This window comes from Nitrosomonas communis (assembly GCF_900114745.1).
In the GTDB taxonomy this organism is placed as follows: domain Bacteria; phylum Pseudomonadota; class Gammaproteobacteria; order Burkholderiales; family Nitrosomonadaceae; genus Nitrosomonas; species Nitrosomonas communis_A.
Window position 1 is genome coordinate 37,460 of record NZ_FOUB01000022.1, and the last position, 19,827, is coordinate 57,286.

Sequence of the window (19,827 nt, forward strand, 5' to 3'; positions counted from 1 at the left end):
AACTTCTACATTACTGTGTTGTAACTGGGACCATCCCCATCATCGATCTGGCTATGGCTTGTTAGGCAGCGGTGCTGGGACGGTTCAGAAGTTGGGTTGACTAGGAGGTATAGATAAAAGCGGATCACAAGCTCAGAAATATATCCAAATTGTTAGGTAATCTCACATCAACGGTTAGAGATGAATGAAATGATATTGAAATATAAGCGCTGGTATTCTGTGATTCTAGGTTCCTTCATGCTGAGCGTTATAGCGGGTTCCTTCTGTGCATTGGCACTAGCGGCACCTTCAAAGACTCTGATTCGTGGCGCTGCTCTTATCTTCACCATGGATTCTACGATAGGCACAGGTGAGTTAGGGGTTGTCGAGAATGCCGATATCTTGCTGGATAGAGATAAGATCGCTAAAGTAGGTAAAAACTTACAGGCGAATGGTGCTCAGGTTGTGGATGCGACGGGCAAAATTGTCATGCCAGGCTTTGTTGACGTGCATAATCACTTATGGCAATCACTCATCCGTGGCTGTGGCACTGACAAAAACCTCATGGGCTGGCTAGATGCTTGTGTGTTCCCACTGTTTAATCCTAACATTACGCTTACTGAAACCGAGGCTTATGCTGGAGTTAGGCTCAGCACCCTGGATCTGATTAACACAGGAATCACCACAACGGTCGATTGGTCGCATGCCTTTACACCCCAGTTCGTGCGGGGGAATGTTCGTGCCCTCAGTGACTCTGGATTGCGGTTTGTGTTCGCGTATCTTGGTACCGCTGATCCTGCCAGCATAGCTGATATGAAGCTTGTCAAGCAGACAATGATTGACCCCAACCCCAGAGCCACTTTTCAAGTGGCTTCACACCCTTCGGAGGCATTTCGATCCGATCTTATTGCAATGTCTAAGCTGGCCAAGGAATTGGGCGTAAAACTGCATGTGCATTTGCTTGAGAACATTGCGCAACGTGAAGATAAAGCATTTGATGTGCTAAAAGAGGCGAATGCACTGGGGCCAGATTTGCTGGGGGCTCATGGGATACATCTTACTGATCAAGAAATTAATACCCTGGCTGAACATGATGTGCGTATTTTGCATAATCCGCTTAGTAATATGCGGCTAGCTTCCGGGGTCATCCGTTTGCCTGAGCTGAAACAGGCTGGTGTTCAAGTGGGTCTAGGCATTGATGGCGGGACGAATGACACGAGTGACATGTTTAATGACATGCGCGCTGCACTGGGGTTGCAACGCGCCATATCACTTCAAGCTGGCATATTTCCTCGGGTTGCTGACGTGCTGCGCATGGCCACGGTGGATGGAGCCAAGCTGTTGGATATGTTTGATCGCATTGGCTCCCTGACACCTGGTAAAAAAGCTGACTTAATTATCATCAATCCTGGAAATGTCAACTTTGCTCCGAGCTTTGATTGGGTCAATCAAATCGTTTTTAACGGTCAGCCTGTGAATGTTGAGTGGGTATTTGTCGATGGACGAGCCTTGAAAGGAAAAGGAGAATTGACAGGGGTGGATGCTGAAACCGTTGTGGAAGCGGCGCAGAAGGCTGCCACCCGAATCAGGCGCGATTTACTACCATAAAAATAGTATAGAAAAAGAGCTAAACTAGTTAGCTGAACATAGCTTTGCCATGCTACTGACCAATCCACCTTTCGGTAAGAAGAGCAGCTACATGAGTGCAATATGCATACCTTCTGCGGTACCGTCCGGATTGTTTTATATCCAAGAGATGGAGGAAAATGTGTTGTTCTTTGACAAGAAACCTGCCGATGAAATTCTCCAGGCCAAGAGAATTCGTGCTGTCTTTATTTTGCCATTCAGGTAACGTTAATCTTCATTTCTTTATAGTAGATGCATCGCCTCAGAGAATTTGAAATAACAGCCAATATTATTTGTTATCATACTATCTTTGTATTTCAATACTGCAATTATGGATAATCAAATCCAATCCACGTTTGCTAATCATTTAAGCTGGATATTCACGAATTTCTTGGGTTACGCAATCAAGCAGGTTTCCTCTTCTCTCCAGTTATTCATCAAGAAATATTATGTTATTCCCTGTCTGGCAAATTAAATTAAAAACCATCCGTTCTATGTAGTCAATTTATGAATTTTGATGAGCAAGCTATAATGAAATTTTCCCGTATTCTTATGAAAAGCATACTTTGGCTAGTGCTATGCTTGGCAGTACTGCCTGTTTTTGCACAGCAGCCTACTTTGTCTGTCGCAGCAAAATCTTACACGCTGGTTGATTTTCACACCGGTAAAACACTGATCAGTCAAAATGAGCATGAGCGTCTTGAGCCAGCCTCATTAACTAAGCTGATGACGGCTTATGTTGTTTTTACCGAGCTAAAGCAGAATCGTATCAAACTCGATCAAGTTGTTCCCGTTTCTAGAGCAGCCTGGAAAATGGTGGGTTCTCGCATGTTTATCGAACCCAATAAGCCGGTGACGGTGGATGAATTGATTCGTGGCATGATCGTGCAGTCTGGAAATGATGCCTGTGTTGCGTTGGCTGAACTGATCGCTGGCTCTGAAGATATGTTTGCTCATAAGATGAATGAGGAAGCGGCTCGTTTGAATATGACCAATACTAATTTCACCAATTCGACTGGACTGTCCCACCCAAAACATTACAGCACGGCACATGATCTTGCACTCTTGTCGGCCGCCATTATTCGTGAATTTCCAGAGTATTATCCTCTCTATTCTCTGCGTGAATATACATATAATGGCATCACTCAACCCAACCGTAATCGATTGCTATGGGTAGATCCCAATGTTGATGGTATGAAAACAGGCTGGACTGTGGCTGCTGGCTATTGTTTGATTACTTCATCCAAGCGTGATGAGCGCAGATTGATTTCAGTCGTCATGGGAACTGCATCAGCTAATGCACGTTCCAAGGAAAGTCAACGTTTATTGAATTACGGTTATCAGTTCTTTGATACGGCGCATCCCTATAAAAAGGATCAGGAAATTACTGTTCTCCAAATCTGGAAAGGCGGACAAAACACGCTCAAAGTAGGATTTGATCGTGATATCTATTTTACCTTGCCCAAAGGGCAGGCTGAAAAAATAAAGGCTAAAATGGAATACAAGCAACCCGTCATTGCACCTATCAATCAAGGGCAAGAAGTGGGTACCGTTAAATTTAGCCTGGGTAATCAGGAAATCGCGGCTTATCCACTCGTTTCCTTGGAAACGATAGGTGAAGCCAGTATTTTTGGTCGCGCCTGGGATAGCATCCATTTGCTCTTTAATTAATTCTTGGAAAAAATATGATTTACCTCAATGGTAAGTTTATGCCGATTGAAGAGGCCTATGTGCCGGTACTAGACCGAGGATTCATTTTCGGTGATGGTGTTTATGAAGTCATCCCAGTCTACTCCCGCAAGCCATTTCGCCTCGCAGAGCACCTGGCTCGCTTGCAACATAGCCTGAATGGCATCCGGCTTAAAAATCCTCATACTAATGAACAATTGCATGCTCTCATAGAGAAGATCATTGCCGGGAATGCTGCTGATGATCAATATCTTTATCTGCATATCACGCGCGGCGTAGCCAAGCGTGATCATGCATTCCCGGCAGGTGTTTCTCCTACCGTGTTCATGATGAGCAACCCGTTGTTAATTCCACCCCGGGAGCTATTGTTGACTGGTGTGCCGGCCATTACTGCTTCCGACAACCGATGGGGGCGGTGCGATATCAAGGCTATCTCATTGCTGCCGAATGTCTTGCTGCGTCAACTTGCAATTGATTCCGGTGCTATGGAGACGATTCTACTGCGCGACGGTTTTTTAACCGAAGGTGCCGCCAGCAATATTTTTATTGCAAAAAATAATGTATTGTTAACCCCGCCCAAGAGCCATTTGATGTTGCCGGGAATAACTTATGATGTCGTTCTGGAATTAGCTCAAGCCCACGCTATTTCCCATGAGGTAAGAGAAATAACGGAAGAGGAGCTTCGTACAGCGGATGAGGTGCTGCTGACTTCATCTACCAGGGAAGTCATGCCAATCGTATCGCTTGACGGGAAACCGATCGGGAATGGGAAACCTGGCTCTATGTTCAATCAGCTCAACCAGCTTTATCAGCAATATAAGGCAGTTACCATGCGTGCTGGAAATTCTGCCGTTTTATCAGAATAATGAGTTTTGGAGTATAAACGGTTTATCACAGATTATGACAGAGCAGCCTTCGCTTATTGAATATCCTTGCGACTTTCCAATTAAGATTATGGGTCGGGCGCAGCAGGGGTTTACTGAAACAGTGCTGAATATTGTCAAAAATCATGCACCGGATTTTAAGGAAACAGCACTTGAAGTAAGAGCGAGCAAGAAGGGTAACTATTTATGTGTAACCTGTACTATTTGGGCGGTTTCACGTGCACAGCTGGATGCACTCTATCAGGAGCTTCATGATCACCCAATGATCATGCTGGTATTTTGAAGTTTCAATAAAGTGGAAAATTTACGGCGTAGGCCAGAACGCGTACCTTCGGCCATGAAAATAAGAAAGCTGGGTACGATAGATTATCTCGTAGCCTGGCAAGCCATGAAGGATTTTACCGTTCGCCGTACCGAGCATACACCTGATGAAATCTGGCTGCTGCAGCACCCGCCAGTCTATACCCAAGGTATTGCCGGCAGACCGGAGCATTTGCTCTATCAGAATGACATTCCGGTCATCAAAACCGACCGCGGCGGGCAAATTACTTTCCATGGTCCGGGACAGCTCATCACCTATTTATTACTTGATCTGCGCCGTTTGAAGCTTCATGTAAGGGAGTTGGTCAGAAAGATGGAGGGGGCTGTGATAGACTTGCTACAAGAATATCGCGTGAATGCAGAAGGCCGCGTAGATGCGCCAGGCGTTTATGTGAGTAATGCAAAGATCGCCTCGTTGGGATTAAAAATTAAAAATGGTTATTGCTACCATGGTATTGCATTGAATGTAGACATGGATTTAACACCTTTTTCTGCAATCAATCCATGTGGTTATGCCGGTCTACGTGTTACCCAAACAAAAGATCTGGGCATTGCCGATGAAATGGAAGTGCTAGGCCTGAAAATGATAAAAAAACTACAAATAAAACTTGCTGAAGGGAGAAACATCTAACGCCATGACTACTGATAGGCACGAAAGAGGGATTGCTAAAACAGCGCGCAATCCAATCAAAATAAATATTCAACAGCCTGGTGAGATATTGCGCAAGCCGTCATGGATACGGGTACGCTCACCTAATAGTCAGACTTATACCGAAGTTAAACGCTTGCTGCGGGAACATAAACTACATACGGTTTGTGAGGAAGCTTCCTGCCCTAATATTGGCGAATGCTTTGGTAAAGGAACCGCCACTTTCATGATTTTGGGCGATCTTTGCACCCGACGTTGTCCTTTCTGTGATGTGGCGCATGGCAGACCATCACCACCTGATCCTGAAGAGCCTTTGCATCTGGCAAAATCTATCGCAGCATTGAAGCTTAAATATGTAGTGATCACCAGTGTGGATCGTGATGACTTGCGCGATGGCGGAGCACAACACTTTGTCGATTGTGTGCGTGAGATCCGTGCTCATTCTCCACTCACTAAAATTGAAATTCTGGTGCCGGATTTTCGTGGAAGATTGTCCGTGGCTTTGGAAAAATTATCTGCATGTCCACCCGATGTGCTCAATCATAACCTTGAAACAGTGCCACGTTTATATAAACAATGCCGACCGGGCGCAGATTATGCGCATTCTTTAAAATTGCTGAAAGATTTTAAAGCTGCTTTTCCAGCTATTCCCACCAAATCTGGTTTAATGTTAGGACTGGGAGAAACCGATAGTGAAATTATTGAGGTGTTACGAGATTTGCGTGAACATAATGTCGATATGCTCACCATTGGCCAATACTTACAACCCAGCATCGGACACTTACCTGTCATGCGGTATGTATCACCCGAGGGCTTCAAGGAGTTTGAGCGTATTGCCATAGAAATGGGCTTCAGTAACGCTGCCTGTGGCCCCATGGTTCGTTCCAGTTACCATGCCGATCAACAAGCACATGAAGCGGGGGTGAAATAGCTTTTTAATGTGAGTTAGACATAATGAAAAATTAGCAACACATCGAAAAGACGGTGCATAGCAGAAAGGGGATTAATAAACAACAAGCTCTGCACCGTAAAAAATGGAGAAAGCTCCGAAAGAAAGCCGGTACACAGCAGCTATAGAAGAGAGAGAGAAGAACATTAGCAGTTGTGTACCGTAACCCCCGTAAAGCAGGATTACTTAATATGACTTCGTATTTCAAAGAAAGTTTAAACATAACTGTAATTAGGGAGGTAGAGCAAGTTTAAACGCAACCTAAAACACATCACGTGGCTCCTTAATCGGGTTGATGAAATGCAAAATCGCGTTTGATTGCCGACACAAGCTCGCGCTTCATATAAGCTTGAGAAGTGTGTACCCATAGCTTGCTATACTTTATCTTTTTCATATTCCTCCTGTTGCTATATTTCGGCTATAAAGGGTACTTAAATGTGATTAATAAAACTCTAGCTACTATCCGAAAACATAATATGAAAGGCATCTGGGCCAATAATGAAAAAGCTGCTAAACGCATGCAGAATATTCGTGACGAATTCGACCGTTAAAAATAGCTAACTATCTCTGGATAATTGTATCCTCATTGACTTCTTTCGAGGAAATGAAAAAGCTGCTCAATTTCTGGAAGGATTTAATGATCTTTTTTTCTTTCGGCCCTTACAGTTGCAGAACTTATGCAGTCAACCGGAGGATGATCCCGAGGAATTGCAGTTTTATACCCGTCATTTGGCTAACCCGCGACGAAACCGTTTCGCGGAACGAATCTAAAAATCGATAGAAAAGTTTGTCATTTGGTTACATTTCCTCCTGACATTTTTATATTTATCAAATTGCGTATAATGTATATTATGTTAAATCGTATTTATCGGAAAAGAAATTCCAAGAAAACTTCAAATAGATTTATAGAATATATTTTGGGATTATTCTCAAGACTCATCCAGCCAGATTTATCACTTAGAGTTTAACTCCTCTGCAATACCCCTATTCCTGACAAGTTATATCAACCTTGATGATAGATACTTATCATCATTCTTTTAGAAGCATCACCCTGATTTTCGTTTTGCAATGATTTTGCCTTAAAGGAGGCAAATAAAATGGACGACCTAATAAGAAGTATAAACAGTCTGGAAATTGAAAAAATAACGGGTGAAAGTCAAGAAACAATTAAGCGCTGGAAGAAAGGCACAAAGAAGATTCCTGAATCAGCTATCAGACTTTTAAAGCTGTATGCCAATGGTGATGCTACTGCATTGTTAGGCAAAGATTGGGAGGGTTACACTTTCAGTAACAATATGCTGTATGTGCCTGAATGGCGGCGCGGTTTTACTTCTGGCGAAATTAGGGCAATGTTCTGGAAGTGCCAGCTCGTTGCTAGCTTAGAAAGTGAGATAAGATTATTAAAACAGCGGCTTGAGGAAAGTCAATCAGAAATTGAAGCTTTGGAAATAAAGGCTGATTTTTACCGACAGCAAGTCATCCTTGAAAGCAGATTTGGGATGATGCTCCAGAGGAGTTTTTCATAAATAAAAATTGATTTATCATATTATTAATAACAAGAGAATATTAGAAAATGGGTAAATTAATTGATAAAGGTAAAAATTAGTATTCGTGCGAATTAGGGAGAGATAGCATGAAAATAGAATCAATGCGCATTGAGAATTTCCGTAGTTTTAAAGATGAAAAAATAAACTTTAACGATTATTCATGCTTTGTTGGTCCTAATGGCGCAGGCAAATCTACTGTGCTAGCGGCCTTAAATGTTTTTTTTAGACAATATAAAGATTCAAAGACTGATTTAAGCAAATTATCTGTGGAAGATTTTCATCATAAAAATGTCAGTCAGCCAATAAAAATTACAGTCACTTTCAATAGCTTATCCGATGAAGCGGAAGGTGATCTAGCTGATTATGTTCGGCAAGGTCAATTGGTTATTTCTTCAATAGCTACGTATGACTCCATTACAGAACGTGCAGAAGTAAAACAGTATGGCAGTCGACTTGGTATGGATGACTTCCGTATATACTTTGATGAGCACAAGAAAACTGGCACAAGCTCTACTAAACTCAAGGATATCTACAACCAACTAAGAAAATCATACACGGATCTACCTGAGGTAAAAACAAAAGAAGGAATGGCAGAAGCCCTCAGAAAATATGAAGCTGAACATCCAGATAAGTGTGAATTGATTCCTAGTGAAGACCAATTTTATGGGGCATCAAAAGGAGCTAACAGGCTAGCGCCGCATGTCCAATGGGTATTTGTACCCGCTGCTAAAGATATAATCGAAGAAAGTCAAGAAACTAAGAACTCTGCACTAGGGCAGTTACTCGCACGCACAATACGATCTAAAGTTAACTTTGATGAGAAGGTAGCTACGCTGCGAAAGGATATCCGTAGTGAATATCAATCGATATTAGATGCAGAGCAATCAGTATTAGATAGCTTATCGGTGTCTCTTGAGCTTAAATTGAAAAACTGGGCCCATCCTAACGCCACCGTAAAAGTTTTGTGGAAACATGACCCAGAAAAATCTGTGAAATTAGAAGAACCTTGGGCGTATATAAGAATTGGTGAAAGAGGTTTTGAGGGAGAACTAGCAAGATTTGGGCACGGAATGCAAAGATCATACATGCTTACTTTACTCCAAGAGCTTGCAACGATAGAAGACGTGAATGCCCCAACATTAATAATGGGAATAGAAGAACCAGAACTCTATCAACACCCACCACAAGCTAAATATCTTGCTGATATTCTTCATGATTTATCAATGCACGGCTCACAGATATTTATCTGCTCCCATAGCCCATTTTTTATACCTGGTGATGATTTTGAAACAATACGCTTAATACGTGATATAGGTACCCCAGGAACCTCTTCAGTTGCTCAAATTAAATATAGCGATTTAGCCAATAAGTTGAAACCAACAGGGAAGACGCTACTAAAAGAATCTGGAATGCTCGCGAAGCTATACCCTTCCCTCAACCCAATAGTAAACGAGATGTTCTTCTGTAAAGTTCTGGTTTTAACAGAAGGCATTGAAGATGTTGCTTATCTAACGGCCTATCTGTCCCTCAGCGGTATAATGAGTGAATTTCGTCGGCATGGTTGCCACATTGTTCCAGTAGGTGGAAAAAGTGAACTTATTAAGCCACTAGCAATGGCAAAGCTGCTAAATATTCCCCTTTTTGTAATTTTTGACGCAGATACAGATATAAAAAATGGAAGTGAAGCTCAAAAACATGAGAAAGATAACAAAAATATATTAGCTCTGATGGGCTATGAAGAAAAGTGTTACTGGCCAGATGACACCATTTGGAAGCATGATTTGGTTGTATGGAAAACTGATCTTGGTAAAATTGTAGCTGACGAAATTGGCCAGGGTTGGAAGGATCATTATGACAATGCTTGCGCGGCTTATGGAAACGCACCGAAATTAAATAAGAATCCATTGGCTATTTCAAGGGCATTGGAAAGCAGTTGGAAAAGTAACCAGCGCTCTACTTCTCTAGAAAAAGTCGTAAGCAACATCGTTAATTATGCAAGTAATCAATCACCATCAAACAACAGCAGCCTTGCATCAACTAGCAACAGCCTTCTTGTAACCAATTAAAGTTGCTTGATTTTACCCCAACGCAATCCATTAATGCATAACGAACAAATGATTATAATTAAAGTTATGGTCTTGTAAAGTGATAGATGGTGTGCAGAAATAAACGCGAAGCTGGCGATATACCGGTTGTACCCGCGACGAAAAAAGGGTTCCCCCCTGACATCCTACCCCTTCGGGGTAAGCGACCTGTCAGGGTACCCCCCCTTATTTTCTGCTAGTCGCCTTTAGGTTTTTTATTATAATATGACCCTAAGTTAATAAATAATTTAGAGTCAGAATATAGATATTACTGTGAAGAGATTCTCATAACATTACCTACTTGTTCAATTCTGAAATTCTTTAGAACATTCATGCCTAATAAAGAGTCAGATGACATATTAGGCATAATTGTCACTTCTACATTATCAAGTTTAAATTTCCCAAACGTAATTTTAGTCACAATTGCTGAACAAGCATTAACATTGCCATTTGCAGTTGATACCAGCCTAGGAGAACACTTTTTTATCCCAGCTCTAGACGCGACTTCTGAAGAAATTGATACATTAGTAGCTCCAGTATCAATCATAAAAACAACTGGTAATTGGTTTATAGTTCCTGAGCTGAAATAATGACCTTCACGAGTTTGTAAAAGGTCCAGCCTTTTTAAGCTGGACACTTCAGCAGGTTGATTTAATATTTTATAATTAAAAGAACGATATACATTAGAATTAACTGAGAATTGTTCTGGTTGTTGCCCTGTAGCTTTAAGGCTTAAGAAGCTTGTTTCGCCTGCCTTGATTAAAATTCCACCCGTAATAGATATATTTACTCCGTCTGAGAATCCCTCATTAAGATTACACCATTCAGACCCAGTTAAAACCTGCATCCCATACTGACCAATCGGAATACTAACTTGAGTAAAGTTATACGATGCTACTGAAACAGCTAAGAATCTTTTGGAACCTGAGACATCAGACAAAACCACTACTATTGGGAAGTTGTGTTTATTTTCTATTTCCAACCCGGAATAAAGTATGTCTGAACGTTTCATTACTGATGGCTCAATAACATAAGAAGAGCCATGAGAAGGCAAGAGTTCACAATTGCGCGGAATTGCAAAACTAGCAGCTAAACTTTCATAAGTAAGTGGTTTTTGAATAGCTTGTAACTTGCTCCGTAATTGTGGGTTATAGTAATAAAAAATTATAAAAAATATTAATATTATGAAAAACCAGATAAAAATGACTCGGGCTATAGCTTTAAAAGAACTCTTCTTAGAAGAGTTCTTTATAGCATGTATTCTATCTTTTCTAATTGGGTTCTGTTCATCACGTTTTTCATAATAATAATCACGATCTTGTATACCCATTTCTCATCTTATCTAATTTAATTAAGATGCTAATAACGGCAATAACATACTTAAACTTAAAATAGCTAGTCGTTATTTAAATATTATTTGTCGGGATGGGGTGTTAGGTTCGGCGTGAAGCTGGATAAAAAGCGGTTAAACCCGCGACGGAAAGCCGGTGCCACCTCGACAGCTCGCCCCTAACGGGGCAAGCGCTCAGTCAAGGAACTCACCAACATTTCCTGCAAGTCGTCGGTTAAACCCCTCTTCAGATCGTTACATAGTAGTAACGGTTGTGATTTGTTGAGTGGTATTTTGAGAAGCTGGATCTTGCTTGCGAGGCCAGCCATGTTTGACAGCGGAGCGGCAGGTTTCATTAGGGATTGCTAGCTTTTCAACGCTGTAACCGTAACAGATGCATTTTGATTCGCTTGAAACACAGCTCATGACTTTAGACCAGTCTACTTGATCGGACACAATAGCATTGGTCACACGAAGCGGTATTGCTGGCATTACTGGTATGTTCTGATTGATTGGTGATGTTGGCTTGGGTGTCTCAATCTCTTTATTATCTTTTGCTGCAAGTTGTGTTTCCTGCGGTTCAAGCCTGGACATAATACGGTCATATGAATAATAAACCAGCAACGGCGCAGCTACTATGGCGGCAATAGAAGTCCATAGCTTGAATGGAATGGTTTTAGATGGTTTGGTATGGATAGAGGCTGATTCATACAACTCAAACGATTTGGTGGGAACTCTGTAAGGGCGTTTGACTGCGTTTTCCTTGGATGTTTTGAGGCGTGGCGTGCTGCAATATTCCGGCCATTCGTATATCTTTCTTCCTGACCATGTTGGCGTGATGTGCAGATGTTTTTCAACCAGGCAAAGCACTTCTGCATGAATCAGGTTCGGTGATTGAGCGACCAGCAAAAAATCAAGGCCGTGATGTCGATGCATTCGTAGATATTCGATATCTTCAGATACTTTTCCCCGCCCTGCTGCTGGCCACAATTTCCATGCTTCATCAATGACGATTAAGGAACCTTCAGCAATATTATTGAGTTCAAAAATTGCATCGGCTTCATTGGTCACTTCAGGGTTCTTTTGCGTGCGCTCATGCCATCGGCTTAATTTGTCGTAGCTCTAGCTACGATGGTAGGAAGTTTGAGCTTAGGAATGCCCGCTGTATAGACTATACGCCCTGCTTCTACCGCTGGCTTGATTTCATGCCAGACGACATAGGAACTTTTTCCCCCACCCGGCACGGCTGACAATAGCGTAATGCTCATGTTAACTTTTACCTTATGGATTGAGGATACCAATGGTTTTAGTACCCGTGCCAAAAATGAGACGGACAATAATTGCGCCCGTGATGAGTGCGAATGCCTGCCCTGCCCCTGCCATTTCCAGGATAGATAGCACCATGACCGGAATACCATTGAAATAGTCTTTGGCTTGGGCAATGAAATTATTTACGGTCGTGGATAAGCCGGAATAAGTGATATAGCCTAGGCCAAGCGCAGCAAGGACGCGACGCGCTAAGGGACCAATTGTGTTCTGTAGAAATGCAGCAAGACCAATGATGATATCCATAGTTATCCTTAAAATTTAAAGCCTGTTATGATGCATTGAGGTAATGGTAGCGAGTACCAGCACAATCGGACGCGCTCCAGTGGCAAAGTCACATAAGGGCTGAGTTGGAATCGTGAAGCTGTTGTTTGAAGTAGCCACATTTATAGGAGCCGGACAGGTGCTCTCCCCCCATGTAGGACTATTCACTGTCGTGTTGATATCTTTGGTTTCTATCGGGAAATCTTCCGCGTTATCAAAATGAACGGTTATGGGTGGTAGCGGTTTTTCCGGCGGCGGCGCGGAGGTTTGCACTGTGGTGCTATTAATGACTTGATTGCTGGTGTTGTAATTGGTAATCGTCTGGGTTTCTGTGGCGGAGACCGAGCCAGGACGCGCACGAGTAGCCGAGTCATTGAGTGTGAGGCTTGTTGTTTTTGTGGTAGTGCCGATAACGTTGCCTGCTTGGTCTTTGTTGGTGGTGGTTTCAGTACCAAGGGTTTGTGTTAAGGGTTGAAGAATTGGCGTGTCTTTGACTGGTAATGCTACGCCTTTGTCGATTAAGATTTGATCCCAGTTGGGCGAGGTTATTTTTGCTTCGGCCGCTGTTAAGTCAGCTTCGGTGACTGCGTGAGGTTGACTGTCAAGTACACATTTACCGGTAGCAGAATTATAGGTGTAGCCAGTAGCGCATGAATTTGCTGTTCTGGACGTATTGGATGCATACCAAACAGTATTATCTGTTGTGCGTTTTCCGTAACATTTATATACATTAGGGTCAGTCGTGGCTTCTATATGATCAAATACAGTATTTGCACCTATGTTTTGTTGTAGCCTTGTTGGATCGCCACAGGCTAATTCAGCACTGGGATAGGTTGGAGAGCCTGCCCAACCAAACCATCTACCGTATGTTGTTTCAGTGGGATAGCCGTTATACGCTGAATCTCCAACTTTTTCTAAATCATCCGTGCCAGATTTTTGACAAATTTGGGTTTCAGAACACAATAGAGAGACAAATACACTCCCCAGTATCGCTACTGATCCAATCGGGCTAACTGTTCTGACGACACCGATCACCGCTTTACCCATGCGGCTGGCTTCTATCTGTGCGGTTTTGTCTGCTACGATTTGAAATACTCGGCCCGCAGTCGATTTATAGTCGATTGGGGTTTTGATGTTGATATAGCGGCCGTTCGCATCTGTGGTGAGTGTAATGGTATCCCCTGCTTTGGCTTGGCCAAATAGTAGATCATTGGCGCTTTGCCATGCAGGGATATTGGCGATTTCTGCGGTATCGGTTGCATAAGCATGGGTAGGCATCAAGGCCGCAATAAATAATGAATAGCATGCAATCACCAGCATTAAGAAATTCACTATTCTTTCAAAAGTAGCTTGTTTTAGTGCAGCATCAGCCATGTGGCACCTATGACAGCAATGATGACAGCTTGGTAATAGAATTCTAGACTCATGATGTTTTAGCCGTAAAAATTAATTGACGGGCAGCCCAGGCAACGACGAAAACAAGCACGATCTTCCAGGAGAGGTCAATGATGTTGGTTAAGTCAGGGGCACATTCAATTTGCACGGGTGTGATTGAGATAGTTTGTGTCATATTGGATGGGATGTCGTAGATCGACATATCAAACCCGCTCACGGTTGGCATGCACTGGACGATTTTTTGACCGTCCGTATGAAAGCAATCTGCCGCAATCACTGCGTGAAGTTCGGCTGTTGTGTCGTAGCAATGGGCTTTGTATAGGTAACTCATGTTTTACTCGTCTTCGTCTTCTTCTTGTTCTTCGTCTTCGAGTTCTTCTTCATCTGAATACATTTTTTACTCCTGAAATAAGAACCGCCCCTTGCGAGGCGGTTGGGATGGTTAGAACGCTTTACGCAGCCACTTGAAGGCCATGATCGCGATAATCACGCCCAATACAGCAGCGCCGATTGTTCCAACGTCAGTAACTGCGCCGGTAATAGCACTCGTTACAGAAGCGGGAACTTCGGCTTTAGCAGCAAAAGCGGCAAAGAAGAGCATAAAAGCGGAAATTACACGTGATGCTTTGAAGCTCAGCCATAGACGAGACTGCTTGTAAAGATTCAGCAGGTATGGAGCGATTTTGAAGCTGAATAAATAATACAACTGATTGAACAGGCTTTCAGCTAAGCGGAAGGCCAAAACAAAGGGAAACAAGACAGCAGCGCATAATGCTATGTGCAGCATATAAAGCGAATTAACAATTCGGTTCATTTGAAACTCCTTAAAAAAGTTAATAATGGTTTTGGTTGTGCACACCCCCAAATCGACGTTACAGCGTAACTATTGGCTTGAGGCTGGGTACTAATCATCAATAAACTATTGAAACTTTTATCGTTTTAATGGGTCTTATTTTTAACCCTTTGTTAAAAAGAGTTAAAAAGGGTTTCGATACACATCTGTAACCGTTTCCCTTTTGCTGTTGCAGTTGTGTGTCGGTTTTACTTCTAATCTTCTGATTCTTATTTAGGGTGCACAATTGGTTTCCTTTCCTTTTCACTTGTGCACCAATATTTTTTGTAATAATAAGTTGCAATTGCAAATGAAAACAATTATCATTTGCATATCCATTGTTAAAAAAGAGCATTGGTACAGACCTGTAACTCTCCTCTCTCCTTGTTATAAAGGTGTGTATCGGTTCCACAATGGATTTTCCCCTCATATGGTGCACATTGCTTCTCTCTCATCTTTTCTTTGTGCACCATTCTTCTATTTAAGAAAGAGTTCATAACGTATTCCTTATTTGTTCACTACCAGTTTTAAGGGTTGATTGAATTCGTCATCGAACCTATACCAGTCAGGAGGAGAAACTGGTTTAAGCTCGATGACATGAACCTTGGTGGAGAATTTGGTGACATTGCGAGGTTCCATAATGTCTAGGCCGTACTCCCTCAACACTTTGGCATGGCGGAAAAGCGTAGCTCTCGACATGAGGCAAGATAAGTCATCACCTGATAACCACGCAGCAGCGGTTAAGCGGTAACGTGGTGGAATAGCATCTAAAATGTCCGGTTCGTCGCTGCGGTCAACACGGCGGAATATTTCTGTTTCTGCCTCAAATACTTGTTGTAATTTTTCGTCAGTAACATTTTCCAGCTTGTTAAGCCCTTCATCATGAAGCATCCTTTTTTTTAGTTCTACTTCCACCCGCACTATTCCGTTATCTCTGCACCATTGATACACAGGATCATCTGTTTTCATGCCATGTTTCTCCATTTCAATATGTTTGATATAGGCTTTGATCATATGACGCGTATTTGACCACCAAACAGATACATCACCTGCCCTACCTTTTTTCATGCGGGAAACGGAGCGGTCACCAAGCCAGCGGATAAGGTGTCGAGCCTGGGACTCTGAACCACACGCAAAATTAGCGGTGATGTCCAGACGTGATAGACGCGCACCAGATGATTCTGTGAGATCAGCCGAAAGTCCTCTAGGAGTGAAAATTGGGAGCGATTTATCCAACATGATTCGGTTACATTTCGAGAGAGTTTCTCGCCAACTATGGTTGAAAAGGTTGTCACTACGAGAAAACCTTCCGACGTTTCCATTGAGTGAAACAAAGCTACCGTCACATTTGATTTGCAAACTTGTTTCATGTGAGCCGCTAAAGCGCGCGGGGCTAGCTTTTTCAAAACGTGGTATACCGAATCCGTCATAAAAGACGACTGCTCCCCCTGCAATGACTGGGAGGCTTGCGCCCTCATGAATTTGACTAATGGTGATCCAGTCAATAAATACGGTTTTTTCTTTTTCATGACCCATTTTCCCGCCCTAAAGTTAATGGACTTAACAGTGAAAAAGTCTCAAATTGAGACTAAACGGACTAGTGTTACTATCCGTTCGGGCTATTTAGGTTCGTTAAAACCGATCACGGTATCCTTCAATTCTCCGAACATAATCATCGGTTCTTTGATCAGTTCAAGAATTCTGGGCTGTGTGAGAGCTGGGGCAAATTTTTGGAAAGCTGCCGAGTCAAGAGGGAGTGATGCAACATCGTAACCAAAGCCTTCCATGTTGTAGTTACCTTGAGTAACTGGCCGAAGTGGTAACGCAACTGTCAATTCATACATTTCATAAGGTTTTCCATCTGCTTTTTTAAGACCGTGGGTACGTTTTGCATTTAGTACTAAAACTCTCATTTCTTCTCCCGATTATTTAATTAATTATTCATCGCCTTCTTCTTCGCTTCGCAGGCGCTAGGCGCCTGCTCTGGCTCCTCGAAAGCTCTTTCATATAAATATCCCTATTTGACTTAGGGATTTTGAAGCTTTAAGATTAACTCAGTTAAATTTTCAACAGTTGAAAATTTAACTGTTCAAGAAAATAACAGTTGAAATTTTAACTGTCAAGAGGATAGAGCTATGGAAATGAGAAAATATATAGAAATGGGCGAAAAGAAAGCCGGAAAACAAATCGAATTGGCTAGAATCCTGAACGTAAGAGACAGTACATTAAGACTTGCTAAATTAGGTAACAACGGATTACCAGACGCAATTTGCATCAAGCTTGCCGATTATATTGAAGTTGATCGGTTAGAAGTGATTGCAGCTAGTAATCTAGTAACAGAAAAAGATGAAGAAAGAAGAAGAATTTTTGAAAGCTGTTTCAAGAAAACAAGCAATGCTGCAGCAAGCATAGCTACGGTAATTTTATTAACTACAGTATTGACCCTCTCCCCCATCAAATCTGTACAAGCGGCTAGTCTTGGGGACACCAAGCTTTCAGCAATGTATATTATGTTAAAACGAATTATCGTAGAAGAAATTCCAAAAAAACATCGGATAGATTTTTAGAATATATTTTTAGATTATTCTCAAGATTGATCCAACCAGATTTATCACTCAAAGTTTAGCTCCCCTGCGATAACCCTATTCCTGACAAGCCATATCAACCTAGATGATAGATACTTATCATCATTCTTTTAAAAGCATCACCCTGATTTTCGTTTTGCAATGATTTTGCCTTAAGGAGGCAAATAGAATGGACGACTTAATGAAAAGTATAAACAGTCTAGAAATTGAGAAAATAACGGGTGAAAGTCAAGAAACTATTAAGCGCTGGAAGAAAGGAACAAAGAAGATCCCTGAATCAGCTATCAGGCTATTAAAGCTGTATGTCAATGGTGATGCTACTGCTTTGTTAGGCAAAGATTGGGAGGGTCATGTTTTCAAAGACGGAATGCTGTTTGTGCCTGAATGGCGGCGTGGTTTCACTCCAGGTGAAATTAGAGCTTATTCTGGAAATGTCAGCTTGTTGCAAGCCTTGAAAGTGAAATACGGTTATTAAAGAGACAGCTTGAAGAAAGTAACGCAGAAATCGAAGCACTAGAAATTAGAGCAGATTTTTACAGGCGACAAGTGATACTTGAAAGTCGTTTTGGTTTGATATTACAAAGAAGCTTTTCTTAGTAAATCTAAATCAAAATATAGTACTGATAATTTCCAAAACGACTGCTTCAATCAGGTCAGGCGTTTTTTTCGACCGTTTTTGGCGCTTCTTTTTCCTTTTTGATTTCTTCCTGTTTTGCAACATCCTCACCCGTAACACGCGATTTGATGCGATCTATAGCCATATACGCCATTAATGGTGCAAGTATGATGGCTGCGATAGATGCCCAGAATTTGAGAGGTATTTTTTTGCTCTGTTTAGTATGAATAGATGCTGATTCGTACAGATCGAACGCTTTTGTCGGCAATTTATAAACGCTTTCAACTGCATTTTCTTTTGATGTTTTAAGGCGTGGCGTACTGCAATATTCTGACCATTCATAGATACGTCTCCCCTTCCATGTGGGCGTGATGTGTAAATGCTTTTCGACCAGTCCTAGTACGTCAGAATGTATGTAGCTGGGTGTTTGCGCGACTATATAGATATCAAGGTCGTGATGACGGTGCTCTCTTAGGTATTCGATATCTTCTGACGCTTTGGCACGTCCAGCAGCTGGCCAGAGCTTGTAGGCTTCGTCAATAACGATGAGTGAGCCTTCTGCAAAATTATTCAGTTCATAGATTCGGTCTGATTCGTCGAATACTTCCGGATTTTTGCATGTGCGCTCGTGCCACTTTGAGATATCAGAATATTTTTTAACTATGGTGGGTATTTTTATTGAAATTGGAACTGTCGTTGATTCGTCCTGAAGCAGTGCGCTTTGTTTTTGAAAAGAAATTAAAAGAAGCAGCCGCTGCCACGGATTTAAATTGGCGACCCGAAGATTACGCGCTGGCCGAAGCCTATTTCGCGCACAATTCATAAGGCGCACTGCATAGCGCCGGACGTTCAAGAATGTCCCTGATTGCAACAATAATGGCATTCTGGAACCGCTTAGCCCATCGATAAAAACCTTTAATAGTTACGAAGGGGCATTACGAATTAGCATTTTCTATAATACAGTTACTTGCACTGTACAGCTTAAATCATATGAACGATTAGCTGCATTTGGAATACCGATAGAAATATCAACCTATCCTACTTTAGATGAATGAATCGATTTTTGACAGCAGATAAACAATTTGTACGTTACTTGAATAATCAGTACCAAATAACGTGCAAATTTTAAGTAAACCGTTAAAAAATCAGAACCGGGGGCAACCATGCTTCCCTGCATGACTGTGGATGGTTCTGGGTACATGACTAAATACCGCATCTCAAGATATGCATCATACTCCATGACAAACCATATAGGGACTGGAGAGTGAGCAACTGCAACTAGTTGGGATTGCTCACATTCAATCTTGATTACTGATGAAGTAGTAATGCAGAAATTGAAGCACTAGAAATTAGGGCTGATTTTTATAGAAGGCAAGTTATACTTGAAAGCCGTTTTGGGTTGATGTTACAGAAGAGTTTTTCTTAATAAATTTAAAACAAACTAAAGTACCGGTAATTCCAAAAACGTCTGATTCAATCAAGTCAGGCATTTTTTAGACCGCAGAACAGTTGATTTGATATACCTTCATAAGAGAAAGCGTTAAACAAAAAATATATCTGGCCACTAATTGGGGTAATTCTCGGGGGTTTTACCACAAGAATTTTATAATGAAATTAACCATACTTCTAAAAGTAGCGATAATTCAATTATAAATACACTACTGTCCGGTTAACCCTAAACTCTTGAGAGATAAAGCCTGAGTGGGCTTGGGGATGGAGTAAAATTGATGTGTTCGAAACAGCAATTTTCC

Annotated in this window: 21 protein-coding genes; 11 read left to right on the forward strand and 10 right to left on the reverse strand. The window is 41.8% G+C overall.

All coding sequences use genetic code 11. The features are described from left to right. Nucleotides 1–237: 237 nt before the first annotated feature. From BM122_RS09755 to BM122_RS09790, 9 genes are all read left to right on the forward strand, one after another. Nucleotides 238–1,587 (forward strand): amidohydrolase family protein, encoded by a 1,350-nt coding sequence (locus tag BM122_RS09755; RefSeq protein ID WP_218152053.1) that lies wholly within the window; start codon nt 238–240, stop codon nt 1,585–1,587. Nucleotides 1,588–1,678: 91 nt separating this feature from the next. Further along, nucleotides 1,679–1,831 carry a hypothetical protein gene (locus BM122_RS23250; RefSeq protein WP_177198090.1) on the forward strand — a complete coding sequence of 51 codons (153 nt, stop codon included), beginning with the start codon at nt 1,679–1,681 and terminating at the stop codon, nt 1,829–1,831. A 305-nt stretch (nt 1,832–2,136) separates the two neighbouring features. After that, nucleotides 2,137–3,276: a D-alanyl-D-alanine carboxypeptidase family protein gene (locus BM122_RS09760; protein ID WP_218152054.1), complete on the forward strand. Its 1,140-nt coding sequence runs from the start codon at nt 2,137–2,139 to the stop codon at nt 3,274–3,276. A gap of 14 nt (nt 3,277–3,290) precedes the next feature. After that, nucleotides 3,291–4,160: a D-amino acid aminotransferase gene (locus BM122_RS09765; protein ID WP_074905387.1), complete on the forward strand. Its 870-nt coding sequence runs from the start codon at nt 3,291–3,293 to the stop codon at nt 4,158–4,160. Between the two features lie 34 nt (nt 4,161–4,194). Beyond that, nucleotides 4,195–4,461: an HP0495 family protein gene (locus BM122_RS09770; protein ID WP_074905388.1), complete on the forward strand. Its 267-nt coding sequence runs from the start codon at nt 4,195–4,197 to the stop codon at nt 4,459–4,461. A 54-nt stretch (nt 4,462–4,515) separates the two neighbouring features. Further along, nucleotides 4,516–5,130 carry a lipoyl(octanoyl) transferase LipB gene (gene lipB, locus BM122_RS09775; RefSeq protein ID WP_074905405.1) on the forward strand — a complete coding sequence of 205 codons (615 nt, stop codon included), beginning with the start codon at nt 4,516–4,518 and terminating at the stop codon, nt 5,128–5,130. A gap of 4 nt (nt 5,131–5,134) precedes the next feature. After that, nucleotides 5,135–6,079, forward strand: a complete 945-nt coding sequence (gene lipA / locus BM122_RS09780) for a lipoyl synthase (RefSeq protein ID WP_074905389.1) — start codon at nt 5,135–5,137, stop codon at nt 6,077–6,079. 1,115 nt (nt 6,080–7,194) lie between these two features. Next, nucleotides 7,195–7,623 carry a hypothetical protein gene (locus BM122_RS09785; protein ID WP_074905390.1) on the forward strand — a complete coding sequence of 143 codons (429 nt, stop codon included), beginning with the start codon at nt 7,195–7,197 and terminating at the stop codon, nt 7,621–7,623. A 107-nt stretch (nt 7,624–7,730) separates the two neighbouring features. Continuing rightward, nucleotides 7,731–9,710, forward strand: a complete 1,980-nt coding sequence (locus tag BM122_RS09790) for an AAA family ATPase (protein WP_074905391.1) — start codon at nt 7,731–7,733, stop codon at nt 9,708–9,710. Nucleotides 9,711–9,996: 286 nt separating this feature from the next. Here BM122_RS09790 and BM122_RS09795 read toward each other — a convergent pair whose 3' ends face one another. The 9 genes from BM122_RS09795 to BM122_RS09835 form a co-directional block, all read right to left on the reverse strand. Further along, nucleotides 9,997–11,058 (reverse strand): retropepsin-like aspartic protease family protein, encoded by a 1,062-nt coding sequence (locus tag BM122_RS09795; protein ID WP_074905392.1) that lies wholly within the window; start codon nt 11,056–11,058, stop codon nt 9,997–9,999. A gap of 255 nt (nt 11,059–11,313) precedes the next feature. Beyond that, nucleotides 11,314–12,129, reverse strand: coding sequence for a zonular occludens toxin domain-containing protein (locus BM122_RS09800; RefSeq protein ID WP_074905393.1), 816 nt, complete (start codon nt 12,127–12,129; stop codon nt 11,314–11,316). Between the two features lie 35 nt (nt 12,130–12,164). Then, the gene (locus BM122_RS23255) at nt 12,165–12,326 is read right to left on the reverse strand and encodes a zonular occludens toxin domain-containing protein (RefSeq protein WP_177198091.1); all 162 of its coding nucleotides are present in this window, start codon (nt 12,324–12,326) and stop codon (nt 12,165–12,167) included. A gap of 13 nt (nt 12,327–12,339) precedes the next feature. After that, complete coding sequence (locus BM122_RS09805; RefSeq protein ID WP_074905394.1) at nt 12,340–12,630, reverse strand: DUF2523 domain-containing protein; 291 nt, start codon at nt 12,628–12,630, stop codon at nt 12,340–12,342. A gap of 15 nt (nt 12,631–12,645) precedes the next feature. Beyond that, complete coding sequence (locus BM122_RS09810; RefSeq protein ID WP_074905395.1) at nt 12,646–14,022, reverse strand: virulence factor TspB C-terminal domain-related protein; 1,377 nt, start codon at nt 14,020–14,022, stop codon at nt 12,646–12,648. A gap of 49 nt (nt 14,023–14,071) precedes the next feature. After that, nucleotides 14,072–14,260, reverse strand: a complete 189-nt coding sequence (locus BM122_RS22375; RefSeq protein ID WP_143083389.1) for a hypothetical protein — start codon at nt 14,258–14,260, stop codon at nt 14,072–14,074. 225 nt (nt 14,261–14,485) lie between these two features. Continuing rightward, nucleotides 14,486–14,857, reverse strand: a complete 372-nt coding sequence (locus BM122_RS24140; protein ID WP_218152055.1) for a major capsid protein — start codon at nt 14,855–14,857, stop codon at nt 14,486–14,488. A 525-nt stretch (nt 14,858–15,382) separates the two neighbouring features. Then, nucleotides 15,383–16,411, reverse strand: coding sequence for a phage/plasmid replication protein, II/X family (locus BM122_RS25060; protein ID WP_143083390.1), 1,029 nt, complete (start codon nt 16,409–16,411; stop codon nt 15,383–15,385). 83 nt (nt 16,412–16,494) lie between these two features. Continuing rightward, a complete protein-coding gene (locus BM122_RS09835) occupies nt 16,495–16,788 on the reverse strand; it encodes a hypothetical protein (RefSeq protein WP_074905398.1) in 294 nt (97 codons plus the stop codon). 222 nt (nt 16,789–17,010) lie between these two features. On the opposite strand from BM122_RS09835, the gene BM122_RS09840 reads away from it, so the two are divergent. Next, a complete protein-coding gene (locus tag BM122_RS09840; protein ID WP_074905399.1) occupies nt 17,011–17,442 on the forward strand; it encodes a hypothetical protein in 432 nt (143 codons plus the stop codon). A 187-nt stretch (nt 17,443–17,629) separates the two neighbouring features. Beyond that, the gene (locus BM122_RS09845; RefSeq protein WP_256211985.1) at nt 17,630–17,935 is read left to right on the forward strand and encodes a hypothetical protein; all 306 of its coding nucleotides are present in this window, start codon (nt 17,630–17,632) and stop codon (nt 17,933–17,935) included. 178 nt (nt 17,936–18,113) lie between these two features. On the opposite strand, the gene BM122_RS09850 is transcribed toward BM122_RS09845, so the two are convergent. Beyond that, the gene (locus tag BM122_RS09850) at nt 18,114–18,899 is read right to left on the reverse strand and encodes a zonular occludens toxin domain-containing protein (RefSeq protein WP_177198092.1); all 786 of its coding nucleotides are present in this window, start codon (nt 18,897–18,899) and stop codon (nt 18,114–18,116) included. Nucleotides 18,900–19,827: the final 928 nt, after the last annotated feature.